We start from the raw sequence: 11,904 nt of genomic DNA, 5'->3' as shown, positions 1-11,904 counted from the left end.
TTTAATAAAAAAGGGTATCGCAAGAAGTCTATTGAAACATTAAACAAAACATATACTACTTTTTATAAAGAAACTGTTCAAGTTAAATATCTAAAATTAATTCCATATTTTTTACCAATTGAAGAAGCAAAACAACGAATTAAAAATTTAGTTAATACTTTAATTCGCATTTTAACAATTATGTCCCCTACTTTTGTTGTTCCCTTAAACATTAATACTAATCGTTACTAAAACTAACGATCACAATATTTTTGAAAGAAAAGTTTAAAAATATGTTATAATTATTTTGTATTGTATTCTTTATTTACAATCAAATACAGAATTGCAATTCATTTTTACTGATTAATCAAATATATTAATCTAACGAAATAAATTAAGAAGAAACAGGAGGACAAAATTACATGGCTTTATTTAATAATAGCACAAAGAAACCAGCTTTCGTTTCTATGGACTTAGGAACTGCTAATACATTAGTGTATGTTTCGGGTTCAGGAATCATTTATAACGAGCCTTCAATTGTTGCTTACAGAATTAAAGAAAACAGAATTATTGCTGTAGGTGCAGAAGCTTACAAAATGATTGGAAAAGGAAACAAGTCAATTCGTATTGTTAGACCAATGGTTGATGGAGTTATTACCGATATTCGTGCAACAGAAGCACAATTAAGATATATTTTTACAAAACTACGTATTACAAAACAATTAAAACATTCAATTATGTTATTGGCTTGTCCATCAGTTATTACTGAATTAGAAAAAGCTGCCTTGAAAAAAATTGCAATGAACTTAGGAGCATCTAAAGTTTTCGTTGAAGAAGAAGTTAAAATGGCTGCTTTAGGTGGAGGTGTTGATATTTACAAACCTGCTGGAAACTTAGTTGTTGACATGGGTGGAGGAACAACAGATATTGCTGTTATGGCCTCAGGAGACATCGTATTATCTAAATCAGTTAAAGTTGCTGGAAACTATTTAAACGATGAAGTACAAAAATTCATCCGTTCACAATATGGTCTAGAAATTGGATCAAAAACAGCTGAACAAATTAAAATTGAAATCGGATCATTATCGAAATATCCTGATGAAAGAAGAATGAAAGTTTACGGACGTGATGTAGTTTCAGGATTACCAAGAGAAATCGAAGTAACACCAGAAGAAATCCGAGAAGTATTAAAAGTACCTGTGTCAAGAATTATTGACCTAACAGTACAAGTGTTAGAAGAAACACCACCTGAATTAGCAGGAGACATTTTCCGTAATGGAATTACAATCTGTGGGGGTGGAGCCTTAATTAAAGGAATTGATCGTTATTTTACAGATACATTACAGTTACCATCAAAAATCGGTGAACAACCATTATTAGCCGTTATTAATGGAACTAAAAAATTCGAATCAGACATCTTTGATATCTTAAGATTAGAATCAATGCATGTAAAAGAATTAAATTACTAAAATAGGCTATTAATAAGTTATTATTAATATAACTATGAATAGTTATTAAATTGTTAAGGAGGACAAAAACGTGAGACCAGAAACTAGACCATTTATTTCTCTTGACTTAGGAACTGCTAATGTTTTAGCGTATGTTTCAGGACAAGGTGTAGTCTACAATGAACCATCATTAATGGCTTATAACAATAAAACTAATAGTTTAATTGCCTTAGGAAAAGCTGCCTATGATATGGTTGGAAAAACACACGGGGATATTAGAATGGTAACACCATTAGTAGATGGAGTTATCGCAGATATGGAAGCTGCACAAGATTTATTAAAACACATCTTTTCAAGAATGAAAATGATGAACATTTGAAAAAATGCTATTGTATTATTAGCATGTCCAAGTGGAGTTACAGAACTTGAAAGAGAAGCTTTAAAAAATGTTGCTAAAGAAATGGGTGCTGAATTAGTTATTATCGAAGAGGAAGCTAAAATGGCCGCTTTAGGAGCAGGAATTAATATTGAATTACCTCAAGGACACTTAATCATTGATATTGGTGGGGGAACAACTGACTTAGCTATTATTTCATCAGGTGATATCGTAGTTTCAAGATCAATTAAAGTTGCTGGAAACCACTTTGACGATGATATTCGTAAATACATTCGTTCAGAATACAACATTGCTATTGGGCAAAAAACAGCTGAAGATGTTAAAAAATTCATTGGTTCATTAGTTAAATACCATAACGAAAGATCAATGCAAATCTATGGACGTGATATTGTTTCAGGATTACCAAAAGAAGCAAAAATTAGTTCAGAAGAAATCAGAAATGTCTTATTAAATGCATTTTCTAAAATTACAGACTTAGTAATTGAACTATTAGAAAATACACCACCTGAATTAGCAGGAGACATTATGAGAAATGGAATTACAGTTTGTGGTGGAGGAGCATTAATTAGAAATATTGATAAATACTTCTTTGATATCTTCCAATTACCAACAAAAACTGCTTCAGATCCATTAAATTGTGTTATTGAAGGAACAAAAATCTTCGAAAAAACAATTAAGAAAAATATCGAAAATGGTTTGTATAATTTCCAAGAAAAAGGATTATTATCATCATTAGGTAAAAAAAGAAAATAAATTGAAACAAAAAAATATTAGAGCAATCTAATATTTTTTTGTTTCAATTTTGTTATTTAAAAATTATTCAAGATTAAATAATTTACGGACATTCTTATTCGTAATACGAATCATTTCTTCAACTGGCATACTTTTTAATTCTGCTAGTTTTTTAACTGTATACATAATGAATTTAGGATAATTTTTTTGCCCACGGTATGGATCAGGAGTTAAATATGGCGCATCTGTTTCAACCAAAATTTTATTTAATGGTACCATTTTAGCAACTTCACGTAACCGGTCGGCATTTTTAAAAGTAATATTTCCTGCAAATGAAAGATAAAATCCTAAATCTAAAAATTTTTCTGCCATTTCAATTGTTCCATTATAACAATGCATCAAACCATTTTTAATTTTTTGTGTTTTTAATATTTCATAACAATCTTCATAAGCATCACGACAGTGAATTGCTACAGGAAGGTTGTGCTCCTTTGCTAATTCAAGTTGTTTGATAAATCAATGTTTTTGCAAGTCTGGTGAAACATTCTTATGGTAATAGTCCAATCCAATTTCACCAACAGCAATTACTTTATCGCTATTTAATAACTGATCTAATTTTGTTAAATCTGTCGCACCATATTCAGCAACACCTGTTGGATGAATTCCAATTGTTGCAAAAACATTATCATATTGCATTGCATGGCGAACTGCTGCTTTACTCGTTTTTAAATCATATCCAACATTATTAAGCCAGTAAACACCACTGATTTTGGCATCAGCAATTATTGCTGAAGTCTCTTCGTTTTCATATTCATGTGACATTAAATGACAGTGTGTATCAAAGATTCCTTGCATATTTTCCTCCTATTTTCCTAGGCAATATCTACTAAAAATTGTTGTCAATAAATCATCTTCATAATTTTCGCCTAGAATCTCACCTAATATTTCCCAAGCCTCATGTAAGTCAACATTAATAATATCAACCGGAAATCCACTCGTAGTATTATTATATGCATTTTTTATTGAATTTGCTACCTTCTCTAACAAAGAAATTTGTTTTATATTTGACAAAACTAACTGATCATCCTTAATAAGATGCTCAGTGTTATATAATATTAAAATCTTATCAATTAATGCTTTAATATCCCGGTTTAAAGCAGAAATACCAACTAAATGCTTATCTACGTTGGGTTTATTAACATTAGGTAAATCAATTTTATTTAAAACTAATAAATACTCTTTGTTTTTAATTAATGCTTTGACGTCAGCATCTAATTCAACTAAATCCAAAACATTATCGGCAACAACTAAGACTAAATCAGCATTTTCAACTTGTTGTCGTGCTTTTTCAATTCCAATTTGTTCAATTTTATCAACTGTTTCACGTAATCCAGCAGTATCAATAATGTTTAATGTTAGCGGTCCTAAGTTAATTTTTCCTTCTACAATATCTCTTGTTGTTCCTGGTATCTCCGAAACAATCGCTTTATCTTCATTCATTAAAGAATTTAGTAATGAGGATTTTCCCACATTTGGTTTTCCAAGAATTAACACATTAATTCCCTCATTAATAATTTTCCCAACTTTACTAATTTTAACTAAATCATTGATTTTTTGTTCTAAAACAAATAACCGTTGATTTAATTCTTGTGTTGTTAAGTCACCAACTCCATCATACTCTGGATAATCAATATTTACTTCAATGTTGGCAATAATATCTAATAATTCATCACGATAAGCACTAATTAAGTGTGTATTTTTATTCTGTAAATTATTTAAAGCTATTTTAGCACTCGTATCATTTGTCGCGTTAACCAAATCGTTAATTGCATCGGTTTGGACTAAATTAAGCTTCCCATTTAAAAAAGCTCGTTGGGAAAACTCCCCGCGGTTAGCTAATCGTGCCCCATTCTTTAACAATAACTTAATAATTTTATTAGTAACCAAAACACCCCCATGACAATTAATTTCAATAATATCTTCACCAGTAAATGAATTTGGCTTTTCAAAACAAACTAAAATAACTTGATCAATTGTTTCTTTACCATCGATTAAGTAACCATAGTAAACCTGGTTTCCACTAGGAACTACTGCTTTTAAAAAGATTTTATTAATAATTTTATAACTATCAGGCCCTGACATGCGAATAATTGAAATTGCTTGTTTTACCATCGCCGTTGCTGGGGCAACTATTGTATCTTCAAACATTTTTTTAAAACTCCTCTTTGCTGTGCTAAATTATATCAAACTTTATAACAGAACCTAACCATTATTTCTTATTGCTATATTTAATAACAATTTGACGGGCATTTTCTGGCCCAATTGATTTTGAAATTAAATTTTGCAACTTTAAAATAATTTTATGAACTAACTTTCGTTGGTTTTTGTTCATAACAGGTAAAATATAATCTTTTTTGATAATTAAACTTTATTAATTATCTTGCGAAGACTTTCAAGTAGAATTGATTCATTGTAGTTAAAAGCAATCGTAATTTTAAAATTATTTTGAAATTTTCGACTAATATATGTATGTAATAGATTTTCTAAGATAAAAATAAACTCAAAGACATTAATATTAAGGGTTAAATCTTTGACATCTAACATAATTAGAATTTGTTTATTATGATATGAAAAAGACATCTCATAATCTTTTGATAATAAGATATCTTCAATGATAATTTTTAAACGCTCTTCACAAAAAGTAATAATATCATCAATCTCAAAAAGAGTTACATGTAATCGTTCAAAAAAAATGTTTTTTGTAAATAATTCTGTTTTATAAAAATATGTTTTCGATGAACTATTTAAAAATTTTTTGAATTTTTTTTGTGATTTAAATTCTTTAACAAAAAGCATTATTCTTTATTTTTCTTCTTACTATGTAAAGAGAATTTTGATTTTTTTGGTTTTGTTTTTATTGGGTTATAAGAAACTTTATTAGCTTCACTTGTTTTTATTGGTTTTGTTTTTGTTACTTCAACAACTTCTGCATTACCAATTGTTGTTAATTTTGGTTTACGAATAAATAAATTCTTAATTTTTTGTCATACTGATTCACTATTTTTATTTTTTTTGCCACGTTTTTTAATTCGTAAGAAATGAAACCCTAAAGTCTGTAAAATTTGAATTACCGCAGAGAAAATCCAATAAATAGCAACCCCTGACGCAATCGAAATTGTAACTACAAAGAAAACAATAATCATTACCCCTTGCATGATAAACTGACGCTTACGAGCCTTTTTCTGTTCTTTTGTAATAACTTTTGTTTTACGAAGGTTTAAAATCGTTGGTAAGATCATTGACACAACTTGAATTGGTAAATAAACAAATAATAACGCTAAATAGACATAATTTTCACTCGTAATCATATCTCAGGGCTTTTCAATTAAAGAAATTTGCCCAATTGTTGCCATTTTTAACTCGCGAGTTGCTCGCACAACGGTATACATCGCAATTAAAAATGGAATCGATAAGAATGACGAACCAATTGTCGATAAGGGGGAAACTCCTTCCTTCCGATATAATTGCATCATTTCCATTTGTTGTTTTTGTTTAGCAGCAGGATCCTTTGAACCTTTATATTTTGCTTGGATTTCTGCTTGTTTAATTTGCATTAACTGCATTTTATCTTGATTACGCTGGGCTTTTCAACTAAACATTAAAGTAATTAACCGAACAATTAACGAAGTTAAGAAAAGTGTTCCAATGATTCCAGCTCCATTATCTAAACCACCAAATCCATAAATTAAATTAACTAAAATTCAGGCAATTGGAAAAACAAAACAACCATAAAACGGTGACGTTGTTTTTACAAAAGCATCAGCCCATGTTCTAATAGCTAAATAAGGATATTCAAATAATTGTCCATTTTCAAAATGAAAAAAGTGTTCTTTTCCGACATTAGTTTTTCCTAAAATAATTTCAAAAAAAACTCCTGGTTTATATACTCTTTGGCCAGAAACATCTAAAATTTGGGCTGTTCCAAACTTAGGAACCATCATTTGTCCACAGCCTCATAACATTGATATAATTAAAAAAAGATACAAAATTAATTTTGTTCATTTTCAGGCAATTGAATATCAAGGTTTTCGTGTTCTTTTCCCATCTGAGAAAATATAATCACGATAGTTCACTATTACGCCTCCTTTTTACATCTTGATTTGGTTTAATAAAACTTTTTTATTAACTAAGTAACTACTACTAAAATATGGTTTTCTAACAATAATAATTTGATCATAACCTTCTGTAGTTGAAAAATCAAATGATAGCATAGTTCTAATTTGTCTTTTTGCTTTATTTCTAACAACAGCATTTCCTAATTTTTTACCAACGGATATTCCAAAACGATGATAATTAAGATCATTTTTTTTAAAATAAATAAAATAAGTGTTAGTTTTAATAAAAGAACGATTATTTATTATTTTTTGAAATTCATAATTCTTTTTAACAATAAATTTTTTTTTTCACATTTTTACACAAATAGAAAAATAAAGTATCTTACCAACTAAATTAAGCTGATAATAATTTTCTTCCTTTCGCTCTTCTTCTACTTAAAACTTTACGGCCTGAAGCTGATTGCATTCTTGCTCGAAAGCCATGTGTCCGTTTATGTTTAATTTTGCTTGGTTGTCATGTTCTTTTCATTGCTAGCACCTCCTTATGATACAAATTATTAAGACATCATATAAATAATATATGAATTAAAAAGAAATATCAATTAAAATAATATTTTTTTAAAAATATTAGATATTTTAAAACCTGATTTAAAAAAATCAGGTTTTAAAAATTAATCTTATTTTGTGTAATTTGGTGGTTCTTTTGTAATTGCAATGTCATGGGGATGTGACTCTTTTAAACCATTATTTGAGATTTCAACAAATTGTGCTGTTTTTTGTAATGTTGCAATATTTTTGGCACCACAGTAACCAAACCCACTTCGTAACCCACCAATAAATTGGAAAAGAATATCACTTAATTTTCCTTTTAATAAAACACGACCTTCAACCCCTTCGGGCACTAATTTACGGTTCTTATCTTGAAAATAACGATCAGCACTACCCTTTTTCATTGCTGTTAAAGAACCCATTCCCATATATGTTTTATATTTTTTACCTTCAACAATCATTTCTTCACCAGGTGCCTCCAGAGTTGCCGCAAAAACTGACCCCATCATAACCGCAGCACCGCCAGCTGCTAAAGCTTTAACAACATCACCAGAGTATTTAATACCACCATCAGCAATAATGGGAACCCCTTTTGGGGCACAAACTTCATAAACATCATTAATAGCTGTAATTTGGGGAACTCCAACACCAGCAACAATTCTAGTTGTACAAATGCTTCCTGGCCCTACTCCTACTTTAATTGCATCAGCACCAGCAGCTATTAAATCTAGTGCTCCCGCTCCTGTCACAACATTTCCAGCAATAAGTTCCAGGGTTGGAAAAGCCTTTTTGATTTTGCTGACCATCGTAATAATTCCTTGACTATGCCCATGAGCAGAATCAACAACAATCACATCAACAGCAGCAGCAACCAGTTTTTCAACTCGTAACAAAGTGTTTTCATCAATTCCAACAGCAGCGCCCACTCGTAACCGTCCTTGATCATCTTTACAAGCATTAGGATACTCATCACGATTATTAATATCTTTAATTGTGATTAATCTTTTTAAAATATTTTTAGCATTAACAATCGGTAATTTTTCGATTCGATTATTTAATAAGATTTCTTTTGCTTGCTCTAAATTAATTTTTTCATGAGTTGTAATTAAATTTTTTACTGTCATAAAATCAGCAACTGGTGCTGATAAATCATGGCAAGCTCGAATATCACGATTTGTAATAATCCCTAATAATTTATTTTCTTCATCAACAATTGGCAATCCTGAAATGCGATATTGTGCCATAATATTTTCAGCATCTTGAACAGTCATTGTTGGTTTTAAAGTAATTGGATTAATAATAAAACCTGATTCATTTCGTTTTACTTTTTCAACTTCTGCTGCTTGTTCATCAATTGATAAATTTTTATGAATAATTCCAATTCCACCTTCACGAGCAATTGCAATTGCCAATTTTGATTCAGTAACCGTATCCATTGCTGAAGATAAAAAGGGAATATTTAATTCAATATTTTTTGTTATTTTAGTTCTTAAATCAATTTGATAAGGTAAAATATCTGATTTTTGTGGAACTAATAATAAATCATTAAAAGTATAAGATTTTTTAATTTGCATGTTTTTCTCCTCCAAAAGATTTAATACAAAATTGAATAAAAGAAACATGATCTTAACAAATTAAAAATAAATTAAGACCTATAGTTAATTAATTTAGGGTTAACTGTAGAGACACCAGACCATATTTCTAGTATATATAGGAAAATATATTATAGTATTAAATTATATTGATTATAACAAAAAATTAGAAAGGAACCAACAAAATCTACATTTAAATTGTTTTCCACAAAGAAAAATTTTAAATCACAAAAATTGTTAATAATGTGGAAAAAGATATAATTATTCAATAAAAATAAGCGTTTTATAAAAAAATAAAAAAATATTATATGTGGAAAACCCTTAATATTTCTTAAATTAAATTATTTTTTGCGACTTTTCCACATCTTTTATTTATAATTAATAAGATAAAAACTAATGGAGATGAAATAATGAACACAAAAGAATTATGAAGTGAGGTTAAAGACATCCTATCCCGTGATGAATCAGTTTCACCTGAAATTTACAATTATTACATTAGTGATACTAATTTATATACTGTATCTGACAATAATTGCTTAATTACAACAAAATCAGAAATTGCAATTGGGGTTTTTGAAGCAGGCTTAAATGATAAAATTAAAAATATTTTAAAAAAACTAACGGGGATCGAATATAACATTTCTTTTGAATTAGAAAAAAATATTAATAAACAAGCATCTGTCATTAACAATATTGATACTTTAAAAGAAAACAATAATAGTAACTATTATGAAAATTATACTTTTGAAAACTTTGTTCGTGGTGATTCTAATCGTGAAGCAATGCAAGCAGCATTGGCTGTTGCTTTAGATTTGGGAAAAAAATGAAATCCACTGTTTATTTATGGTGATTCTGGCTTAGGAAAAACCCATTTACTACATGCCATTGAAAATAAAGTAAATGAAATTTATAAAACAAATACCCGTGTTAAATATTTAAAAGCTAATGAGTTTGGAAAAATTGCAATGGATATCTTAAATCAGGGTCATGAAATCATTGAAGCTTTTAAAACATCATATGATATTTATGATTGTTTACTAATTGATGACATTCAATTATTAGCGAAACGAAATAAAACAAATGAATTATTTTTTCATATTTTTAATTCATATATTGAAAAAAACAAACAAATTGTTATTACTTCCGATAAATATCCTGATGATCTTGGTGGATTTGAAGCTAGAATTATTTCACGTTTTTCATATGGTTTAAGTATTGGTTTAGATTCACCCGATTTTGAAACTGCTCTTAAAATATTAGAACAAAAATTAAAATACCAAAATAACTTAGCATTATTTTCTGAAGAATCACTAGAATTTATTGCCTTAAATTTTAATAGTGATGTTCGAAAGTTAGAAGGGGCAGTTAAGCGTTTATTATTTTTAGCAGTTATGAATAAAAAACCAGATGAAATTATTACATTAGTTGACGTTGAAAAAGCCTTTAAAAATGTTCCTTTACAAAATAATGAGAAAATTACTCCTAAAAAAATTAAACAAATTGTTGCTGATAATTATAATATTACTGTTAAAGCAATGATGAGTAAATCACGAGTTAGTAATGTAATGCAAGCTCGCCAATTAGCAATGTATTTTTGTCGAACATTATTAGATGATCCTTTTACAAGAATCGGAACTGAGTTTGGTGGAAAAGACCATACGACAGTAATGAATAGTGTTAAAAAAGTTGAATCACAAATTGCAACAAACAAAGAATTTAAACATTTAATAAATACAATTCGTAAGAAAATTGAAGGAAAATAACACAATGTTTTCCACCGTTTTTTTCTAAGAAAAATATATATTATTCAAAATTTCATAAAGTTTTCCACATTTTCTACATTATAATAATAATAAATAAAAAAACAATTTTAACAATAGTATATAATTTATATATGTTAAATGTTTAGTAAGGAGTAACAAAATGATTGTAAGCATTAAAAGAGATAAAATATTAGATGAATTATTAAAAGTAAGCCGAATAATTTCTCAAAAAACATTGATTCCATCATTATTAGGAATTTTAATTGAAGTTAAAAAAGATAAAATAACTTTTACGACTTCTGATGGTGATACATCAATAAAATCAGAAATATTGGTAGGAAATGATTTAGTTATTAAATCAATTGGAAATGTTTTAATAAAAAATAAATTTATTATTGAAGTTATTCGTAAAATTGAAGACGAATTTATTACCTTAGAAGCAGTAGAAGGTAGTTTAATTAAAATTAAAGCAAATAACTTTGATTCAATTTTAAATACTTTAAATGCAATTGATTATCCACATTTATCATTTGAGACGGAAGGAAAAGAGGTAATTTTTACTAGTGCGTTATTAAAAGAAATTATTTCACAAACAAGTTTTGCAATTGGAGAAAAAGAAAAAAAAATTGTTTTTAATGGTTTAAATATTAAAACTGATCAAAATAATAAGCAATTAGTGATTACAGCAACTGATTCATTCCGATTGTCATATAAAAAAATTAGTTATAGTAATAGTTATGATTTTGATGTTATTATTCCAGGAAAGTTTATTAATGAAATTGGACGATTAATTTCAGAAAATGACCAAGAAATTAGAATGAAAATTACAGATAAATCAGTTAGTGTTATTATTAATAATACAGTTGTCCAAACAAAAATTATTGAAGGAAAATATCCTGACACAAGTAAAGTTATTCCAGAAGATTTTAATACTTCATTAACAATTAATAATCGTGAATTAATCAAAATTATTGAACGAGCTAGTGTTTTATCAAATGAAGCAATGACAACAATTGTAACATTAAAAATTAAAGAACAAAAAGTTTTAGTCACTTCATTTACTCAAGAAATTGGAAATACCGAAGAGGAAATTAAAGAATTTAAAGTTGAAGGTTCAGATCAAACAATTGCTTTTAATTCAAAATATATTTTAGATGCTTTAAAAGCATTTAGAACAAAAAAAATTACTATTAAAATGATTGATGAAACAAAACCATTAATTATTACAGCAAATGAAGATGATTCATTACAACAATTAGTTTTACCAATTCGATTATATTAAAAATTAGAAAAAAGCAATTTAAATGATAGGAAATAAGATTAATAAAA

12 protein-coding genes, 1 pseudogene and 1 riboswitch are annotated in these 11,904 nt (G+C 27.9%); of the genes and pseudogenes, 5 read left to right on the top strand and 8 right to left on the bottom strand.

Annotated elements, in window-relative coordinates; all coding sequences use genetic code 4:
* The 3 genes and pseudogenes from TS70_RS02285 to TS70_RS02275 all read left to right on the top strand — a co-directional run.
* Positions 1-231: pseudogene (locus tag TS70_RS02285) on the top strand (hypothetical protein); the annotation flags it as partial.
* A 170-nt stretch (positions 232-401) separates the two neighbouring features.
* Complete coding sequence (locus TS70_RS02280) at positions 402-1,448, top strand: rod shape-determining protein (RefSeq protein ID WP_198049287.1); 1,047 nt, start codon at positions 402-404, stop codon at positions 1,446-1,448.
* A gap of 70 nt (positions 1,449-1,518) precedes the next feature.
* Positions 1,519-2,577 carry a rod shape-determining protein gene (locus tag TS70_RS02275; RefSeq protein WP_070407232.1) on the top strand — a complete coding sequence of 353 codons (1,059 nt, stop codon included), beginning with the start codon at positions 1,519-1,521 and terminating at the stop codon, positions 2,575-2,577.
* 63 nt (positions 2,578-2,640) lie between these two features.
* Here TS70_RS02275 and TS70_RS02270 read toward each other — a convergent pair whose 3' ends face one another.
* The 8 genes from TS70_RS02270 to guaB form a co-directional block, all read right to left on the bottom strand.
* Entirely contained in the window at positions 2,641-3,411 is a 771-nt protein-coding gene (locus TS70_RS02270; RefSeq protein ID WP_040094634.1) for a TatD family hydrolase, read from the bottom strand.
* Positions 3,412-3,420: 9 nt separating this feature from the next.
* Positions 3,421-4,764, bottom strand: coding sequence for a tRNA uridine-5-carboxymethylaminomethyl(34) synthesis GTPase MnmE (gene mnmE, locus TS70_RS02265; protein WP_127092452.1), 1,344 nt, complete (start codon positions 4,762-4,764; stop codon positions 3,421-3,423).
* 61 nt (positions 4,765-4,825) lie between these two features.
* Positions 4,826-4,948, bottom strand: coding sequence for a R3H domain-containing nucleic acid-binding protein (locus TS70_RS07220; protein ID WP_232332336.1), 123 nt, complete (start codon positions 4,946-4,948; stop codon positions 4,826-4,828).
* 29 nt (positions 4,949-4,977) lie between these two features.
* Positions 4,978-5,412: a hypothetical protein gene (locus TS70_RS02260; RefSeq protein ID WP_227991293.1), complete on the bottom strand. Its 435-nt coding sequence runs from the start codon at positions 5,410-5,412 to the stop codon at positions 4,978-4,980.
* Positions 5,412-6,689, bottom strand: coding sequence for a membrane protein insertase YidC (gene yidC / locus TS70_RS08385; RefSeq protein ID WP_198049286.1), 1,278 nt, complete (start codon positions 6,687-6,689; stop codon positions 5,412-5,414). Before yidC ends, TS70_RS02260 begins: the two co-directional genes overlap by 1 nt.
* Positions 6,690-6,704: 15 nt before the next feature.
* On the bottom strand, positions 6,705-7,025 hold the full coding sequence (gene rnpA, locus TS70_RS02250; RefSeq protein ID WP_198049285.1) for a ribonuclease P protein component: 321 nt from the start codon (positions 7,023-7,025) through the stop codon (positions 6,705-6,707).
* 40 nt (positions 7,026-7,065) lie between these two features.
* Positions 7,066-7,200, bottom strand: a complete 135-nt coding sequence (gene rpmH / locus TS70_RS02245) for a 50S ribosomal protein L34 (protein ID WP_040094642.1) — start codon at positions 7,198-7,200, stop codon at positions 7,066-7,068.
* Between the two features lie 148 nt (positions 7,201-7,348).
* Positions 7,349-8,794, bottom strand: coding sequence for an IMP dehydrogenase (guaB, locus tag TS70_RS02240; protein ID WP_198049284.1), 1,446 nt, complete (start codon positions 8,792-8,794; stop codon positions 7,349-7,351).
* A 61-nt stretch (positions 8,795-8,855) separates the two neighbouring features.
* Positions 8,856-8,954: riboswitch (purine riboswitch) on the bottom strand.
* Between the two features lie 268 nt (positions 8,955-9,222).
* Here guaB and dnaA point away from each other — a divergent pair.
* Together dnaA and dnaN are read left to right on the top strand one after the other, a co-directional pair.
* Positions 9,223-10,575 (top strand): chromosomal replication initiator protein DnaA, encoded by a 1,353-nt coding sequence (gene dnaA / locus TS70_RS02235; RefSeq protein ID WP_040092395.1) that lies wholly within the window; start codon positions 9,223-9,225, stop codon positions 10,573-10,575.
* Positions 10,576-10,735: 160 nt separating this feature from the next.
* Positions 10,736-11,857: a DNA polymerase III subunit beta gene (dnaN, locus tag TS70_RS02230; protein ID WP_127092456.1), complete on the top strand. Its 1,122-nt coding sequence runs from the start codon at positions 10,736-10,738 to the stop codon at positions 11,855-11,857.
* Positions 11,858-11,904: the final 47 nt, after the last annotated feature.

The organism is Spiroplasma sp. hyd1 (assembly GCF_016082235.1).
In the GTDB taxonomy this organism is placed as follows: Bacteria; Bacillota_I; Bacilli_A; order Mycoplasmatales; family Mycoplasmataceae; genus Spiroplasma; species Spiroplasma poulsonii.
Note: the sequence above shows the minus strand (reverse complement) of the source record. Positions and strands in the feature narration are given on the sequence as shown.